Source organism: Metabacillus herbersteinensis, from assembly GCF_042433335.1.
In the GTDB taxonomy this organism is placed as follows: Bacteria; Bacillota; Bacilli; order Bacillales; family Bacillaceae; genus Metabacillus; species Metabacillus herbersteinensis.
Genome location: NZ_JBHLVO010000010.1, coordinates 73,994 through 90,549, shown reverse-complemented (window position 1 = coordinate 90,549; position 16,556 = coordinate 73,994). Strand labels below are relative to the sequence as shown.

The window sequence follows — 16,556 nt, the reverse complement described above, 5'->3', positions numbered from 1 at the left end:
CAAGTTTCGAAACCTCAGAAAAAGTATAGATGAATCTAGCAAAATTGCAAGAAAAAAATTCATTTTTTCATAGACTTACGTTTAAAAAATACAAAAACATCTCATACTGATTAACAACTTACTGACCGTACCTGAAATGAGGTGATTTTAGTTGGATGTCATAACCCCGAAACGAATTCGAATAACGATTAAGACCGTTCGAGCCATTATCTTTATAAGTGTTCTTTTACTTATCTTTTTTTCAACGATCCTATTTAGCATCCTTCTTTTTGCAAAAACACAAGGTGCCCCCTCTTTAACCGTTTCACAATCAACGATTCTTTATGCAAGCGATGGAAGTAAGATTGGCGAAACTCATAATGGACAAAGGCGCTATTGGGTGAAGCTAGAGGATATTTCGGATGAAGTTCTTCAAGCTACACTGGCAATTGAGGATCGGAATTTTTATGAACATCATGGATTCGATTACAAACGAATTGCCGGTGCAGCTTTAGCCGATTTAAAAGCGATGGCAAAGGTGCAAGGTGCAAGTACAATTACTCAACAGTATGCCCGCAATTTATTTTTAGAGCATGAAAAAACCTGGAAGCGTAAGGCGTTAGAAGCACTTTATACAATACGTTTAGAAATGAATTATAGTAAAGATGATATTTTAGAAGGCTATTTAAACACGATTTACTATGGTCATGGTGTTTACGGTATTGAAGCAGCCTCAAATTACTATTTCGGTAAAACATCGAGTGAGCTAACTTTGGCTGAGGCTTCACTGTTAACAGGAATTCCAAAAGGGCCAACGATCTATTCTCCATTTGTTCATGAAGAACGAGCAAAAAAACGACAAGAAGTCATCCTAAATACGATGTTGAGCGAAAAATACATCACTAAAGAACAACTTCAAGAAGCTGTGGTGACCAAGCTGATTTATAAAACGAAAAAAGAAGCAGTTCAAACAGGAATTGCTCCATACTTCCATGATACAGTCATGAAAATTCTTGCCAATCAATTAAAAATGGACGAGCATGAAATCACCACGAAGGGCTTACGGATTTATACAACTCTTGATCCTGACATGCAGAAAAAAGCAGAAAACATTATGGAAAGCACGATTGAAAAAGAATCAGACATACAAGCTGGTATTGTTGCCATACATCCTCAAACAGGTGAAGTGAAAGCACTTGTTGGTGGTCGTGACTACGAAAAAAGTCAGTTCAACCGCGTTACACAAGCAAAACGACAGCCTGGTTCAACGATGAAGCCATTGCTTTACTATGCAGCCCTAACAAAAGGATTTACCCCTTCAACGGAAATGAGAAGTGAGCCAACTTCGTTTACCTATAATGATGGAAAATCCACCTATAAACCAAGTAATTTTAATGACTATTATGCGAATGATCTCATTACATTATTACAGGCAATCGCATTATCAGATAATATTTACGCTGTTAAAACTCATCTTTTTCTAGGAATGGAGGAGCTTCTTAAGACGTCAAAACTTTTCGGAGTAGAATCAAAATTAGACTTAGTTCCTTCCCTTGCTCTTGGAACTTCACCCGTAAGGTTACTTGATATGGTCAATGCGTATGGCATTCTAGGTAACGGAGGTAAAAAAATCGAGCCTACTTTTATCACAAAGGTCGAGGACGCAAGCGGGAACGTTCTTTACGAACACTCGTTAGAACCTAAGCAAATTCTAGAGCAAGAAAATGCATTTGTTGCAACACACCTGATGACCGGAATGTTTGATAAAAGACTAAACGATTATGCATCTGTTACTGGTCAAAGCATCGCGGGCAGCTTAACACGGGATTATGCAGGAAAGTCAGGAACGACCTCAACCGATAGCTGGATGATTGGACTTACACCACAGCTTGTAACAGGTGTGTGGACTGGTTATGACAAAGACAAAACAATTGATCTTGTCCAAGAAAAAGCATATGCAAAAAAAATATGGGCAACATTTATGGAAAAAGCTTTAGAGGACCAACCTGTAAAGGCATTTCGCCCTCCGAACGATGTTGTAGGCGTTTATATTAATCCTGAAACTGGAAAGCTCGCAACAGAAGATTGTCCTGTACGCCGCCTCACTTATTATGTCGCAGGGACAGAGCCGACTCATTATTGTACGGTTCACTTGGATGATGGAGAACATGATGAAAAACAGCCTAATAAAGATGTAAAAAGTGATGATGGTTGGATGAATAAGCTGTTTAAATGGTGGGATTAAAGTGATTTTTTTCAGAATAAAAATTCCAATGAAAAACCCCGAACATAAATCTGCTCGGGGTTTTTCGTGTCCTAGTTTTATAAAAACTATAGTTCAAGTCTACTCATTTTATCTCATAAGCTCAAGAAATACCTCAGATGTTCACAAAACTGTCATGAATTCGACAAATTTGACCAAAAGCGGAGACGCCTTGTTCAGCCCCGACAAGCATAAGAAAATTATAAATAGAAGGTGCTTTTCCCTTCAATTTATAATTTTCTTATGACCTCGAGGGGCTAGGCGTCACAGCTGGATGCCGAAACGCTAACTCAATAAGAAAATTATACTTTCATCTAATTTAAGATATAGCGAGGCCATTTTTTAATTCTTCACTTGACCGTTCCCACATGCCTTCATCGTGCTTTTTTAAGAATGTTGTTAAAATTTCTTTTGAACGATCATCCATAAAATCAACCATGATTTTTCGCTTCATCGACTTATCCATTTTGTTTACATGCTCAGGCAAGGACTTATACCCGCGGCGAATTTCCCGGTCAACGGTCATTTCACAAGCTGTAACACCTGCATAATAAGGGCCTTCCTGCTTGCGATCAATTGTAACCCATACTAACCAGAATGCTTTTCCATTTGGTACATCTTCTTTGTTTGGAAGAAACTTAATCCCTTTCTCGACAACACTTCTCGCATGCAATGCCCCGATATCAACAAATGCCTCTCCATCTTCTACATCTACGAAAACGGGTGAAATATTTTCAAGACTTAGTGCACCTACTCCAAATCCACCATGACCGTCAGTAGGATCATTTTTAATAATATTAAAGCCAATGCTTTTTTTCTTTTTGTCTTGATCCATGTAAAAGACCTCCTTAACTGTTCGTTCCCTATTTTATATCAAGGGGCTTAATAAAGTGTTAAACACATTCATGACAATGTCTGTTCCATAAAAGAACAGTGGCTGAATTGTATATTGATCAAGTGGGGTAATGACCAGAATGATAAAGAGAATAATTCCATAGCTTTCATATTGCGTCATCCTTGCTCGTATGTTCGCTGGCATTAAATCTTCGATGATTCGATAACCGTCAAGTGGAGGGAAAGGAAGCAAGTTGAATAAAAATAAAATGATATTTAATCGGATCAGAATATTAAAGAATTGTTCTAAGCTTGTTACAACATTATCCGGTAAACCAGGTAGCAAACCTGTTGTTAAAAGTATATACCAAATTGCCGTTCCTATAAAAGCAATAACCAAATTACTTAGTGGCCCTGCAACAGATACAAGCACTCCCGCAAGCCTTGGGTTTTTAAAATAAAACCGGTTCACTGGTACAGGCTTCGCCCAACCAAACCCCGCAATGAAAATCAGGATCGTTCCTAATGGATCTAGATGTGCAAGTGGAGACAGAGTTAGTCTTCCTTGATTTTTTGCCGTTGGGTCACCAAACTTATAAGCAACATAGGCATGGGCAAATTCATGCACAGTAAAAGCAATAAGTAGTGAAATAACGACAAATGGAATAAGTTCAAGTGGAAAAGCCAAAAAGCCTGCCAAATTCTCCATAACAAAATTCTCCTTTTAAAGGTAATCTCTTTCTTTAGCTTATCACGTTATGCAAATTAAGGAAGAGTAAAGTATACTGTAAATGAAAATCACATTAAAAGGAGATCCTACCATGCCTTACGTTACCGTTAAAATGCTAGAAGGACGTTCAGAAGAACAAAAAAGAGCGCTTGTGGAGAAAGTAACTGCTGCTGTATCAGAAACAACAGGAGCACCTGCAGAAAAAATCGCAGTGTTTATTGAGGAAATGAGTAAAAACCATTATGCAATTGGTGGCAAGCGGTTAAGTGATCAGTAAAAAAAAAGCGCAAGCGCCTTGTTCAGCCTTAGGCATAGCATAAGACGATTCTAAATAGAAGGCGTTCTTTGCCTTCAATTTAGAATTGACTTATGACCTCGAGGCAGTCGAGAACGCGACGTCCTGTCGCTTCGACTGCACTAGCACGTCCTGTGCGTCGGGGCTAGGCGCTGGAGCTGGATTCAGAAACTCATACTAAGTCTAAAATTATACAAATTCTGATATTAAAAAATAGAGGAATCCGCACAAATGTCGGGTTCCTCTTCTCTTTTTAGTGTGGCAGGTTATCATTCAGCTTTCGATTTGAAGCTATATCGTTTTCACCATCTACAAGGTGTGTCATTCCGCGTACCAATGTATCATCCTCTAGCAAGCTCCAAATATGATAGCCAAAATCCTCACGTTTAAGCAACACTTCTTCAAGCACTTGTACAGTTCCATAGTCATTTAATTGATGTGCTTTTGCAATTGTTTTTCTCATCATGCCTTGGATTTTAATCTCATGCTCTAAATCATTGCGAAGAAAATCTCTCATTGTGTAGCGGCCTTCTACTTCATGCTTAATGTACGAGATTTCATGTTGTGTCACTGGGTGTGCTGTTGGTACGACGCCCAAACGCGCCACTCGTTCTCCAACTTTATCAATGTGCTCCATTGTTTTTTCAATATGCTCCTCCAAAATATGATGCAAGCTTCCAAACGATTCAGCACCTTCAGTTAGCCAGTGATGCTTCGTATACTGATGAAGTGCAACGTTCAACGCACACATGTGCTCATCAAGCTGCAACCCCATTTCAAGACGAGTGTCATAAGGTAAGCTAATTCCAGACCCTTCTGTGCGGGCTGTTCGTGGTTCTTGCCTAAGTATCATTTTCCCCATATGATCGGATTCATGGCCTGGCATTTTAGGATCAAAACCACTTTTGTTTAGCTTAAATTCATCATGTGAAAATCCTTGATTGTCGTGTGATTCCATGTTTATGTATCCTCCTTGTAAATGTTTTACATCTTTTATTGTGTACAAGGAGTGTAAAAGTATGAAAAAAACCCGCATAAGTTAGGCGAGTTTTTCTTGACTATCAGAATTTATATACTTTAATGAATAAGTGGGCGTTTCTGCATCCAGCTACAGCGCCTAGCCCCGACGCACAGGACGTGCTAGTGCAGTCAATGCGACAGGACGTCGCGTTCTTGACTGCCTCGAGGTCATAAGTCACTCAGAAATTGAAGGCAAAGAGCGCCTTCTATTTCTGAGCGCCTTATGCTTGTCGGGGCTGACCAAGGCGCTTCCGCTTTTGATCAACAAGATCACGTAGCTTTTCAACATATGAATAAGCCTCAGAGATTTCAGTTTCTGTATACTTCTGTTTGCTTTTTAACGTAAACACTTTTTCTTTTACTTCTTCTTTATCAAGTCCTTCAAAATAAAGCACTGTAGACACTAGCTCCAAAAAACGAGCATTCTGATCATTTAGGTCTTCCATACAGCTCTGGAGTGGTGGCATGTCCAAGTCATAATGTCCTAAAAACTGTTCACCTGCATCTGTTAATGAATAACGGTATTGAAAATAACCTTCTTTTTTCTCACGTACTTCATTTAAAAATCCTAAGTTACAAAGCTCTTCCACACGAAGTGTTAATTCTTCTGAATAAGGTCCAAAAAAGTGAAAATTATATTTTTCATAAAAAGGAAAGTCAACTTTTTTTGCAATATAAATCATTTTTTGAAGCTTTTTACGTCCGATGATTTCTCCAGAGGTTGAAAAGACTTTCATCAACTTAGCATGTTCTTTCATCAATGCCCCATCATCTCCTAACCCTATTTCTCTAAAAGCTTCTCTATATCTTTAGCAACTCGAGTATTCTTTTCTTCGCAGTTCTTTTTGTTGAAAAATCTTCTATTAAATCTAACGGGAAATAAAGCTTATGGTCAGTTCTTCTTTTACCAGAGATTGCGTCAACAATTTCTGATTCTCTTGAAAGCTCTCTTAGGTCTCCATTTGCCATTAATAAATGAATCGGCAGTCGTTCTTCTTCCTCGCCTGGACGGTAAAAATCATAGGGAAGGTCTGAAGACGAATCAACCACTAAATAATAGTCAGGATCTATTCCGGCTTTCTTAAAGAGTGATGTTAACTCTATTAATGTCATCATTTGCACATTAGGATTAAATTCCACATATTTAAACAAATTGCGGTTATTAAACCGTCGACATAAATCTTTTAGGATTGGATCTTCCTCATCCTGCCACGCTTGAAAATAGTAATTGATAATCGACTCATCTAGTCGTAAGTAATCTTCTAAAGTAACTTCATCTTCAAAAATGGAGTAAAAATGGATTGGGTCTTGTTTGAAAGTATAAAATTCATGATGTAAGTGCTTTGCTCGATGTAGAATTTTTGTCAGTATTACCTCTGCACTACGAGTCACAGGGTGAAAATATACTTGCCAATACATTTGATACCGGCTCATAATGTAATCTTCTACAGCGTGCATTCCACTATTTTTTATGACAACTTGATCCTCTCGAGGTCTCATGACTCTAAGTATTCTCTCCATATCAAAATGGCCGTAGCTTACCCCTGTATAATAAGCGTCGCGTTGCAAATAATCCATGCGATCTGCATCAATTTGACTGGAGATTAAACTAATTACTTGTTTGTTTTGATAGGTTTTATCGATGACTTCTGCAACCTTCTTCGGAAAATCGTCTCCCATTGTTCTTAACACTTTATTAACTTCAGTATTTCCAACAATAATGGCTTGTGTAAAATCTTCATGATCAAGATGAAAGACTTTTTCAAAGGAATGGGAAAAAGGACCGTGTCCTAAGTCGTGAAGTAGTGCAGCACAAAGACATAATAACCGCTCCTCATCATTCCATTCAGGGCGTCCCTTAAAGATATCATCAACAATACGACGAACAATCTCATAAACTCCTAAAGAATGGTTAAATCGGCTATGCTCTGCCCCATGAAACGTCAAATACGTTGTTCCCAGCTGACGAATACGTCTTAATCTTTGAAACTCAGATGTTCCAATTAATTCCCAAATAAGCTTATCGCGAACATGAATGTACCTGTGCACGGGGTCCTTAAAAACCTTCTCTTCAGACAATTTTCCGTTTGCCATCGTCTACCCTCTTTTTTAATCAGACATGTTTCTATTATATCGACTATGAATCGACAAATACACCGATATTTTTCAATTAATTTTATAAAAATAATCATACTACAATCACTTTTAAAATGAAAAAATCACCGTTGTAAATTGCAACAAAGGTGATTTTATTTTTTAATTTTAAGATGTAATTTTTCTATTAATTCGTCTTCATTCGGTGCTGAGACCGGACGATTATTTACAAATGCGAACGACTTTTTTCTACCTGGGCCACAATAAGATTGACATCCCACATCTATTTTTGCATCGGGATCAAGACTTTTTAATCGTGGCATTAACGTTTTAACGTTCGTAGCCTGGCAATCATCGCACACTCTAAATTCGTTTGCCATCAATCTACAACCCTTTCTTAGGAACAATCACGCTTTTGGTATTTTACCTTTAAAAGAGACTCAATGCAAGTTACGTTAGCATTACTAAAAATTGCATAATGTCAGATATTACTTTTATATACTATGAAAAAAATCTACTATCCTCTTAACATTTTTGTATAAAAAAAGCACAACCTGGTCATGATAATAACAAGCATCCAAAGAATGATTGTTTATTTATAGAAGGAGTTGAAAATATGAAATTAAGACAAGACGCTTGGTCTGAAGAAGATGATTTATTATTAGCTGAAACAGTATTAAGACATGTTCGCGAAGGAAGTACACAGTTAAATGCATTTGAAGAAGTTGGAGATAAATTGAATCGTACGTCTGCCGCATGTGGTTTCCGCTGGAATGCTGTTGTCCGACATAATTACGAAAAAGCCCTTCAACTAGCAAAAAAGCAACGAAAACAGAGAATGAGAGCTTTAGGAAACGGGCAGCCAGTTAAAAAACAACTACTGTATGCACCAGAATCACCAATGCATATGATGACTGATGAAGAAGAAGAACTTGCTATGATGAAAGCTTTAGAGAATTATAAACCAGAGGAATACAACGAAGAAGAAGTTGATGAGAGCGGCACCACTACTGTTCACACTGCGCCTGTTCAAGCACCTGTGTTCACACAAGCGCCAGCACAAGCACCTACACATCAGGAAAGACCATTTATGCAACCAAGACTTTCAATGGATCAAGTTATTTCATTCTTGCACTCTTATAAAACGAATAACGAGCATTCCACTATTTTAATGAGTGAAAACAGTCGCCTAAAACGTGAAAACCAAGAATTACATGCAATGAATTCTGAATTACAAAAGAAAGTATCACGTTTAGAACAAGACACTGTGACAGTTCAAGAAGACTATGAAACATTAATGAAAATCATGAATCGTGCAAGAAAACTAGTATTATTTGATGAAGAGGAACGCCCAGCAACATCTTTTAAAATGGATCGTAATGGAAATTTAGAAAAGTTGGCTGAATAATTTTTGTGAAAACGTGCGAAGTTGATGCACGTTTTTTTATGATGAAAAATGCTAGAATCACTATTGAAACACAGTCAAAAAGGAAAAACTGTGCATAATCTCTATATAAATTTAGGAAAAAGAACTTTAAATTGTAAAATCTCTGATAAATAATAGATTTAGAGGTAAAATTAATGAAACTTTTCATCCCACTCGTCCGTAACTTACTTGCAAAGCTAAAGAAGAATGGAGAAATAAATGGAAACAAAACAGTGGTTAGAATCCGAATTAACTTCCATTGAAAAATGGGAAAATGATCAAAAGGAGCTTTGGTTTTGGGAGAAACTAGGCCGTCTTCCTTTTAAAATCCTTGATCGATTTACACCGGAGTTTATTCAGAAGAAAATCGGCCTTCTTTTAGATGAATTAGGTCAATTCATTCAAACAGGTGGTCACTATTTAACACAAGAAAAGCTTGTATTAAATAAAATTCAAAAACATCATTCCATTAGTTCCACAGAAGAGATAGCGTCACTTCCTATAAAAGTAATGGATCAAGTTGGCGATGACCTAAAAAAAGGTAGAAGACAATTCGCGACATTACAGGGCGCGACAACAGGCATTGGGGGAATATTCACTTTAGCGATTGATATTCCTGTATTACTAGGTTTGTCACTTAAAACGTTACAAGAAATTTCAATTACCTACGGCTACAATCCAAAAGAAAAGGAAGAACGGATTTTCATCGTAAAGTGTCTACAGTATTCTTCTGCAGATGTGGTAGGTAAACAGGCGATCTTAAACGAACTTTCTTCCTTTTATGATAAAGAAAACCGAAATTCAAAAGAAATGATGTCACAGCTCCAAGGCTGGCGTGAAGTTGTATACACATACCGCGATCAGTTTGGCTGGAAAAAGCTACTTCAAATGATCCCGATCGCAGGAATGATTTTTGGCGCACTAACAAACCGCTCCATGATTCAGGACTTAGCAGAGGCCGGAATTATGCTCTATCGAAAACGGAGAATTATGGAGAGATTACTAGACATGAATGAAAACCATTCCCAAGGGTAAAAAAGCACAAGCGCCCGTTTATCAACGTATGGACCGGAATATAAAAAGGTGCGAAGTTCTAGTATTGACTAGTAATTTCACACCTTTTTTAATTACGGTTTTATAACCCAAAAACCTTTTCATTTCGCTCATACATTCTAATCAAATTCTTTTCAAAAAGCTCCTGCTCTTCAATTGAAAACGTCGATGAGTAGATTTTATGACTGTTGTTTTTTAACGTTGTTAACAGTTTCATCATGATGTCTTGCAAAGTGACCTCTATATTTAAAAGTTCACTAAGCGAGGCCATCGTGTTTGGAATGATTTTTGGAAAGATAAATTTAGTGGATTCATTTTTCAACGCTAGCTCGTAAAAATTCCGAATTAGTTCAGCTCTCTTTGCCCCATTTCCAGAAACGCAAAGGTAAATCTGAACGGCAATTCCCCCTCGCAATCTTCTTTGGGAAATTCCAGCAAACTTCTTTCCATCCACGCTTAAATCATAGCTTCCTGGACAATATGAACCAACAACTTCACCTGCTTCAATTTTAACCTTAAAATCTGCAAGCATCGTTGTAACCAAATCAAGCATGGCATCATATCCACGATCTATATCAATCCCCTTTTCAGTATCAGGGAAAATTAATGAAATATTTAACACATCTTGATCAAGGACAACAGCAAGTCCACCCGAATTCCGAACAATTACACGATAGCCTTGACGTTGTAGAAATTCGACACCCTCTTTTAAAAAAGGAAGCTTTGTATCCTGAATTCCGAGCACAATGGTATCATGATGAACCCAAGACCTCATCGTAGCATCCTCTTCTCCACTTCCAACCGTTGTGCAAAGGGTATCGTCAGTTGCGAATGAATGGCGGGCATCAAAACCCACTCCTAGACTTGATTGATCAATGATTCGCCATTTTTCTTGGTTGATTAAAGTATTTGATGAGTCCATAATTTCTTCTCCTCAGGCAATTTTCAGTGCTTCTATTATAGCATGAAAGAACCTGAGACTTTACAGTACTCATTTATTAAAAATAAGGTGATATTTCCGGTCTTTATTTCCTCCGCTAGCTGGAAAACCTTCAGAAGTAAGGATTCGATTTGAAACGGTAGGCGACTCAATTTGCAAGAAAACTCTCGCCTTTTGGTTTGTAATGATTGGTTCAATTAGAAGAGCATAATCTTTTAATGTAGCTATATGAGCATCCGTAGATTGTTGCTCACATATCGGACAATTCCATTTTCCTCTTTTTCTTTGCATTGGAATATGAGAACAATTTGAACAGTGAACACCTTTTAAAATGTGAGATTTCGAGACTTTATACTTTTGAAGTAGGTTAATTGAAGAGGGTGTGTTGGAGTTAATTAATTGCTTTGATAGTTTATCTAATCGGTTTTTTGTGAGAATATTCTTTTCGTATTTATCTTCCAATTCCTTTATTTTATAAGGAAGGTTTGCACTATGAATGACTTTTTCGGTAATAATTTTGTTCTAGGGACTTGTTTTCAGAAGAGTACGCGGAGCGCTAATTACGACAAAGGAGTGGATAGGTGGAGTCTTGAAACTCTGGTGTTTGAACCATGATGTCAATTGGTAGTGTTGGCGCTTTAATTGCAAAATTGGATCTGGAAAGGCTTCCTCTTTCCCGTTTAATATACGTATAAGTTGATTAAATTCAGAATCAAAAAATAAAGTACCGGTAAAGTTCTTCACTTCAAGTATGACAAAAAAACGTTGATTTAGTATAAGCGTATCAATTTGAAAGTAATGCCCTTGAACAAAAAGTCTAAGATCATGAATAATGAGGTAATCCATTTGAGGAAGAAAACTAAGAGGATAATCAATTGCTTGCTCTCCTTTAAAACCTGCCAATCTTCTTGCAAGACTCTCTGAGATTATTTTTCTGCTCGGGTGCTCGTGTAGCAGTCTCCTCATTAATGCTTCTAGAACTTCATTATAAAGTGGTACTTCTCTTTTCTTTACGATCATCATTACACTCCTCTACAGATTTTTATTTTAATTTCGACAATTAACTCACCTGTTCCTGCAGTTTTTACTAATTATTTTTAGTTATTTTACTGCCAACTACAGCTTATCAGTCTAAGCGAATTACTTATCAGTGTAGGTGAACAATTTATCGTTCTAATACGAGTTTTATCAGTCAAAAGTGCTAATTTATCAGTCTAGCAACAATTTATCAGTCTCCGCACTTTTTAAAAAAACAGACCTGCCACTTTCTGCAGGTCTATCCACTATTCTATTTCGCTTGTCCTGCCGTAATCAATGCAAGCTTATAAACATCCTCTGCATTACAGCCACGTGATAAATCATTTACAGGCATGTTTAAGCCTTGTAAGATCGGTCCAACTGCTTCAAAGTTTCCTAGGCGTTGGGCGATTTTGTAGCCAATATTACCAGCTTCCAAACTTGGGAAAATGAAAATATTTGCATCTCCTTTAATCACTGAATCCGGAGCCTTATTTACTGCAACAGATGGCACGAATGCTGCATCAAATTGGAACTCTCCGTCAAGGACAAGATTTGAGTCCATGCTCTTTGCAATTTCTACTGCTTGACTAACTTTCTCCGTTTCAGGAGATTTTGCAGAACCCTTTGTTGAAAAACTTAGCATCGCAACACGTGGTTCAATTCCAAACATCTTAGCTGTTTTAGCACTTTCAATTGCAATTTCAGCTAGATCTTGGCTATCCGGTGAAATATTAATGGCACAGTCTGCAAACACATACTTCTCATCTTCACGGACCATGATGAAAACACCAGAAGTCTTTCTTACGCCTTCTTTTGTTTTGATGATTTGCAACGCTGGGCGTACTGTGTCAGCAGTTGAATGTGCTGCACCACTTACTAAACCATGTGCTTTCCCAAGATACACAAGCATTGTTCCAAAGTAATTTTCATCCAACAGGATTTTACGCGCTTGCTCTTCTGTTGCTTTCCCTTTACGACGCTCAACAAATGAAGCAACGAGTTCGTCAATCCCTGGAAAATTATGTGGGTCTTGAATCTCAACACCCTCAAGTGTTAGGTTTAATTCCTGTGCTTTGTTTCTCACTTCTTGTTCGTTTCCGATTAAAATGGGTTGTAGGACACCTTCACCAGCTAAGCGATTAACTGCCGATAAAATACGCTCATCCAATCCTTCAGGAAACACAATTCGTATGTTTTGTCCGGTCACTTTTTCTTTTAAAGTTGAAAATAAATCTGACATTAAAAAAACCTCCTTCTATTGAAAGAAAAACTCATTCCATACCTAGCATACTCCAGTCAAACCTGATTTCAAACCTGGTGTCTTGAATATAACGCTTTCACTAAAAAGTCTTTTTTTTCAAAATAAATGAAATTCTCACTTTATTATTTCCGCACTAACCACTATTTTTTGTTCAAGTTTTAGTCACGAACTCTCTGGACAAACTATGATATAGTAAATGTGTACATAACGAAGACTTAATTAGGAGTGATGACGAATGAGTGAAGCTGCACAAACGCTCGATGGTTGGTATTGCTTACATGATTTCCGCACAATTGATTGGACGGTTTGGAAAATGCTTACGAGTGATGAACGCCAAGCAGCCATCCATGAATTCCAAGGACTTCTCGAAAAATGGGATGTTAAGGATCGAGAAAAACAAGGAAGCCATGCTTTATATACAGTTGTCGGTCAAAAAGCTGATTTTATGATGATGATTTTACGCCCTACGATGGAAGAGCTGAGCGAAATTGAGCTCGAATTTAACAAAACAAAGCTAGCTGAATACACGATTCCTGCATTTTCATATGTTTCAGTTGTTGAGCTAAGCAACTACTTGCCAGGTGGAGAAGATCCATACCAAAACCCACAAGTATTAGCAAGACTTTACCCTTCATTACCAAAAGCAAAACATGTTTGCTTCTATCCAATGGACAAGCGCCGCCAAGGCGCGGATAACTGGTATATGCTTCCAATGGAAGATCGCAAAACCATGATGCGCAGCCATGGGATGATTGGCCGTCAATATGCAGGAAAAGTAAAACAAATCATTACCGGTTCTGTCGGTTTTGATGATTATGAATGGGGCGTTACGCTTTTTGCAGACGACGTGCTTCAATTTAAAAAGCTTGTCTATGAAATGCGTTTTGATGAAGTAAGTGCTCGCTTTGGTGAGTTCGGTTCTTTCTTCGTTGGTAACCTTTTAAATCCTGATAAGGTTTATTCTTTTTTACATGTGTGAAATAAGTAAAAGCCGTGCAAATTTGCACGGCTTTTTTATTGGTTATGCTTAACAAATTGAATCTGTAGGTTTTGGATTTTTCAATCCAAAGATTGGGCGGATAAACAATGCTAAAAAGGTCCCTAACATCGCCATTACCATCCAAACCCAGCCGTGTAAACTAAATGATGCGATTCCTCCAAAATAAGCCCCAATGTTACATCCAAATGCAAGACGAGCTCCATAACCCATTAATAGGCCACCAATAATTGAAGCACCTGCAATTCCTGGCTTTATTTTTTTCGGTTTAAATGTACCTTGAGAAGCTGCTGATACAAAAGCACCTAATATAATTCCAAAGTTCATGACAGTTGTAGAGTCTGCTAAAACAGTTTGCTTCAGTGCAGCTCCGTTTGCACCTGAAAAATATCCCCAACTAGAAACATCGACACCAATAGACATTAGTGCTTTTCCACCCCGAAGTGCAAAGGCAGATGTGATTCCCCATGGTGTGCCACGGACTGTTAAGGTTAATGCATTTAGAAGTGCCAAAATGATTGCAGCTGCAAACAATGGCCATGAACCTCGAATGATCTTTTTCCAGCCCTTAGTTGTTGGAAGTGGCTTCATCATTGGAGGATTTTTCTTCTTAGCAATCTGAACTGTAACAAAATAAATCAGTGCAAAAGCCACCATTTGGACGAGCCAAGCACCAAAATAACCCAGATCTGTTGATTCAGCAAGAGAAATTGGTGGAAATGTCGGTGTATCTTCCATCCAAAATGTAAAATGATAAGCTCCAATTACTGAGCCTGCAATAAAGGCAAGGAGTGTCAAAATCATAGAAGAAGACCCCCCACCTACCGAATACAATGTCCCTGAAGCACAGCCACTTCCAAGCTGCATTCCTATTCCAAAGATAAACGATCCAAATAACACGCTGACACCAACGGGTGAAACATAGCCTGCTGGTGTGACTCCTGTAAAACTAAATCCTGAACTTAATATGATTGCAAACAATGTCGAAGCAATTGCAAGCATGACCATATGAGCTTGCAAACCTTGAACATTTCCGACTGACATTAACCGACGAAATGCCGAGGTAAATCCAAACCGGGCATGCAGCAATGTAACTCCAAGAGATAGTCCAATAATAAACAATATCCCTTGAGTCCAGTTTGTAACACTAACAATTGCTATTAATAAAAGAACGGATGCAAGAATTCCAATCAGAACCAATGGTTTTTGTATCGGACTGAGCGGTGTAACAAGTGTTGTCGACTTTTGATTCCATTCTGTTTGTATTTGTGCCAATCTGTCCACCTCTTATCATATAAAATTACTCGGATTTAAATATACAGTACTTTTAGTATCTATTCAAGTGAAATGAACATCCATTTTTTTGAAGAGTTAAAGCGATTTTATTCTCTTTTCTAACCTTAACTAGTCATAACCATAATAAAAAACTCATACATTTGAATGAGCGAAGATTGATGTATATCCAATCAATGGTTTAACCAATTGAATTCAGGAAAATACACATTGTTACTATTCTCCTTCACAGGAAGATTGTCCAAAGGTTTATTAATTTTCACCATACTACCATCTTAGAGGAGGCTTACAATGGCACCTAAAAAACCACAATATCAAGCGCAGCAACCATATGGCTATGATATGCAAGGAATGCAAGGAGTTCAAGGCGCCCAATCTGGTCCTGGAATGCAAGGGCAAGGACAAATGCAAGGGCAACCATTTCCGCAATATTCTACTTATCCTTTTCAAGGTCAGTATCAACAAGGACAACAAATGCCAACACAGCAGGCTCCATCTCAAAATGGAACAGGAATGTTACCTCTCGAAGAATCTTATATTGAGAACATTATTCGTTTAAATCGAGGCAAAACAGCAACGGTTTATATGACATTTGAAGGGAATAATAATAAAACTTTCAAAGGTGTAATTGAAGCAGCTGGTCGTGATCATATTATCTTAAGCGAACCCCAAACTCAAAAACGCTACGTCTTGCTCATGGTATACTTAGATTACATTACGTTTGACGAAGAAATTGAATACTCATATCCATACAATCCAGCGTCTTATTCGCCTAGATAATTTAAAAAAAGCCTACATTTTGTAGGCTTTTTTTATAGATATATAATTGCTACTAATCCAACTAACACCCAGCTCGCTAAAAACGCAAGACCACCAATCGGTGTTATTGCTCCTAGGACGCTTATACCTGTCACACTTAAAACATAAAGACTACCCGAAAATAGTAAAATTCCAATAAACATTAACCATCCAGCCGCTGTTAGCATACCTGTTTGTGAAATCTTGTCAAATAATAAAGCAACTACAAATAATCCACCTGCATGAAACATCTGATAGGTAACCCCTGTTTGCCAGGTTTTTAAGTATTTTTCAGAAACCTTTCCTTCAAGTCCGTGAGCACCAAATGCACCTAGGGCAACAGCTAAAAAGGCGTTAATGGCAGCCAATATGATAAAAAACTTCATCCCACACACGTCTCCAATCAAGTTTAAGATATGTATTCCTCACTTCATCTTACCCTACTCCATTCTTTTTTCAAGCTGTAGAGATGAATTGTCATGATCTGTTCATCTGTACTTTAATAGTGATTTTTATTGCTCAAAAAATGATCAAAAAAATAAGACCAAAAGGC

General features: G+C 37.7%; 18 protein-coding genes. 6 read left to right on the top strand and 12 right to left on the bottom strand.

Features of this window, described 5'->3' with window-relative positions; genetic code table 11:
• Positions 1–151 precede the first annotated feature (151 nt).
• Positions 152–2,224, top strand: coding sequence for a transglycosylase domain-containing protein (locus ACFFIX_RS13430; protein WP_378934710.1), 2,073 nt, complete (start codon positions 152–154; stop codon positions 2,222–2,224).
• 337 nt (positions 2,225–2,561) lie between these two features.
• On the opposite strand, the gene ACFFIX_RS13425 is transcribed toward ACFFIX_RS13430, so the two are convergent.
• Positions 2,562–3,077, bottom strand: coding sequence for a YwhD family protein (locus tag ACFFIX_RS13425; RefSeq protein WP_378934709.1), 516 nt, complete (start codon positions 3,075–3,077; stop codon positions 2,562–2,564).
• Between the two features lie 33 nt (positions 3,078–3,110).
• On the bottom strand, positions 3,111–3,785 hold the full coding sequence (locus ACFFIX_RS13420; RefSeq protein WP_378934708.1) for a site-2 protease family protein: 675 nt from the start codon (positions 3,783–3,785) through the stop codon (positions 3,111–3,113).
• A 112-nt stretch (positions 3,786–3,897) separates the two neighbouring features.
• On the opposite strand from ACFFIX_RS13420, the gene thmT reads away from it, so the two are divergent.
• Positions 3,898–4,083, top strand: a complete 186-nt coding sequence (gene thmT, locus ACFFIX_RS13415) for a 2-hydroxymuconate tautomerase (protein WP_378934861.1) — start codon at positions 3,898–3,900, stop codon at positions 4,081–4,083.
• Between the two features lie 271 nt (positions 4,084–4,354).
• Here the strand turns inward: thmT and ACFFIX_RS13410 are convergent, their stop codons facing one another.
• The 4 genes from ACFFIX_RS13410 to ACFFIX_RS13395 form a co-directional block, all read right to left on the bottom strand.
• Complete coding sequence (locus ACFFIX_RS13410) at positions 4,355–5,059, bottom strand: ferritin-like domain-containing protein (protein ID WP_378934706.1); 705 nt, start codon at positions 5,057–5,059, stop codon at positions 4,355–4,357.
• A gap of 283 nt (positions 5,060–5,342) precedes the next feature.
• Entirely contained in the window at positions 5,343–5,882 is a 540-nt protein-coding gene (locus ACFFIX_RS13405; protein WP_378934704.1) for a YwgA family protein, read from the bottom strand.
• 40 nt (positions 5,883–5,922) lie between these two features.
• A complete protein-coding gene (locus tag ACFFIX_RS13400) occupies positions 5,923–7,215 on the bottom strand; it encodes an HD domain-containing protein (protein WP_378934702.1) in 1,293 nt (430 codons plus the stop codon).
• A gap of 155 nt (positions 7,216–7,370) precedes the next feature.
• On the bottom strand, positions 7,371–7,595 hold the full coding sequence (locus tag ACFFIX_RS13395) for a YuzB family protein (protein WP_378934700.1): 225 nt from the start codon (positions 7,593–7,595) through the stop codon (positions 7,371–7,373).
• Positions 7,596–7,831: 236 nt separating this feature from the next.
• On the opposite strand from ACFFIX_RS13395, the gene ACFFIX_RS13390 reads away from it, so the two are divergent.
• Entirely contained in the window at positions 7,832–8,623 is a 792-nt protein-coding gene (locus ACFFIX_RS13390; RefSeq protein ID WP_378934698.1) for an RsfA family transcriptional regulator, read from the top strand.
• A 237-nt stretch (positions 8,624–8,860) separates the two neighbouring features.
• Positions 8,861–9,676, top strand: a complete 816-nt coding sequence (locus ACFFIX_RS13385; protein WP_378934696.1) for an EcsC family protein — start codon at positions 8,861–8,863, stop codon at positions 9,674–9,676.
• 100 nt (positions 9,677–9,776) lie between these two features.
• Here ACFFIX_RS13385 and lipL read toward each other — a convergent pair whose 3' ends face one another.
• From lipL to pta, 4 genes are all read right to left on the bottom strand, one after another.
• Positions 9,777–10,619 carry an octanoyl-[GcvH]:protein N-octanoyltransferase gene (gene lipL, locus ACFFIX_RS13380; protein WP_378934859.1) on the bottom strand — a complete coding sequence of 281 codons (843 nt, stop codon included), beginning with the start codon at positions 10,617–10,619 and terminating at the stop codon, positions 9,777–9,779.
• A gap of 66 nt (positions 10,620–10,685) precedes the next feature.
• Positions 10,686–10,925, bottom strand: coding sequence for a hypothetical protein (locus tag ACFFIX_RS13375; protein WP_378934694.1), 240 nt, complete (start codon positions 10,923–10,925; stop codon positions 10,686–10,688).
• A 231-nt stretch (positions 10,926–11,156) separates the two neighbouring features.
• The gene (locus ACFFIX_RS13370) at positions 11,157–11,654 is read right to left on the bottom strand and encodes a nuclease-related domain-containing protein (protein WP_378934692.1); all 498 of its coding nucleotides are present in this window, start codon (positions 11,652–11,654) and stop codon (positions 11,157–11,159) included.
• Between the two features lie 268 nt (positions 11,655–11,922).
• Positions 11,923–12,894 (bottom strand): phosphate acetyltransferase, encoded by a 972-nt coding sequence (gene pta, locus ACFFIX_RS13365; RefSeq protein ID WP_378934690.1) that lies wholly within the window; start codon positions 12,892–12,894, stop codon positions 11,923–11,925.
• A gap of 256 nt (positions 12,895–13,150) precedes the next feature.
• Between pta and hemQ the strand changes: the two genes are divergently transcribed.
• Positions 13,151–13,894, top strand: a complete 744-nt coding sequence (gene hemQ, locus ACFFIX_RS13360) for a hydrogen peroxide-dependent heme synthase (protein ID WP_378934688.1) — start codon at positions 13,151–13,153, stop codon at positions 13,892–13,894.
• A gap of 48 nt (positions 13,895–13,942) precedes the next feature.
• Here hemQ and ACFFIX_RS13355 read toward each other — a convergent pair whose 3' ends face one another.
• Positions 13,943–15,187 carry a YeeE/YedE family protein gene (locus ACFFIX_RS13355; RefSeq protein WP_378934686.1) on the bottom strand — a complete coding sequence of 415 codons (1,245 nt, stop codon included), beginning with the start codon at positions 15,185–15,187 and terminating at the stop codon, positions 13,943–13,945.
• A 309-nt stretch (positions 15,188–15,496) separates the two neighbouring features.
• On the opposite strand from ACFFIX_RS13355, the gene gerQ reads away from it, so the two are divergent.
• Complete coding sequence (gerQ, locus tag ACFFIX_RS13350; protein ID WP_378934684.1) at positions 15,497–15,985, top strand: spore coat protein GerQ; 489 nt, start codon at positions 15,497–15,499, stop codon at positions 15,983–15,985.
• Positions 15,986–16,017: 32 nt separating this feature from the next.
• Here gerQ and ACFFIX_RS13345 read toward each other — a convergent pair whose 3' ends face one another.
• The gene (locus tag ACFFIX_RS13345; protein WP_378934682.1) at positions 16,018–16,389 is read right to left on the bottom strand and encodes a DUF423 domain-containing protein; all 372 of its coding nucleotides are present in this window, start codon (positions 16,387–16,389) and stop codon (positions 16,018–16,020) included.
• Positions 16,390–16,556 lie beyond the last annotated feature (167 nt).

Excerpts from the sequence above, each read along its gene's own strand:
- ACFFIX_RS13425 (WP_378934709.1), bottom strand. The coding sequence starts at position 3,077 with ATGGATCAAGACAAAAAGAAAAAAAGCATTGGCTTTAATATTATTAAA.
- ACFFIX_RS13420 (WP_378934708.1), bottom strand. The coding sequence starts at position 3,785 with ATGGAGAATTTGGCAGGCTTTTTGGCTTTTCCACTTGAACTTATTCCA.
- ACFFIX_RS13345 (WP_378934682.1), bottom strand. The coding sequence starts at position 16,389 with ATGAAGTTTTTTATCATATTGGCTGCCATTAACGCCTTTTTAGCTGTT.
- ACFFIX_RS13400 (WP_378934702.1), bottom strand. The coding sequence starts at position 7,215 with ATGGCAAACGGAAAATTGTCTGAAGAGAAGGTTTTTAAGGACCCCGTG.
- ACFFIX_RS13375 (WP_378934694.1), bottom strand. The coding sequence starts at position 10,925 with ATGCAAAGAAAAAGAGGAAAATGGAATTGTCCGATATGTGAGCAACAA.
- hemQ (WP_378934688.1), top strand. The coding sequence starts at position 13,151 with ATGAGTGAAGCTGCACAAACGCTCGATGGTTGGTATTGCTTACATGAT.
- pta (WP_378934690.1), bottom strand. The coding sequence starts at position 12,894 with ATGTCAGATTTATTTTCAACTTTAAAAGAAAAAGTGACCGGACAAAAC.
- ACFFIX_RS13410 (WP_378934706.1), bottom strand. The coding sequence starts at position 5,059 with ATGGAATCACACGACAATCAAGGATTTTCACATGATGAATTTAAGCTA.
- ACFFIX_RS13390 (WP_378934698.1), top strand. The coding sequence starts at position 7,832 with ATGAAATTAAGACAAGACGCTTGGTCTGAAGAAGATGATTTATTATTA.
- thmT (WP_378934861.1), top strand. The coding sequence starts at position 3,898 with ATGCCTTACGTTACCGTTAAAATGCTAGAAGGACGTTCAGAAGAACAA.
- ACFFIX_RS13370 (WP_378934692.1), bottom strand. The coding sequence starts at position 11,654 with ATGATCGTAAAGAAAAGAGAAGTACCACTTTATAATGAAGTTCTAGAA.
- ACFFIX_RS13385 (WP_378934696.1), top strand. The coding sequence starts at position 8,861 with ATGGAAACAAAACAGTGGTTAGAATCCGAATTAACTTCCATTGAAAAA.
- ACFFIX_RS13395 (WP_378934700.1), bottom strand. The coding sequence starts at position 7,595 with ATGGCAAACGAATTTAGAGTGTGCGATGATTGCCAGGCTACGAACGTT.
- gerQ (WP_378934684.1), top strand. The coding sequence starts at position 15,497 with ATGGCACCTAAAAAACCACAATATCAAGCGCAGCAACCATATGGCTAT.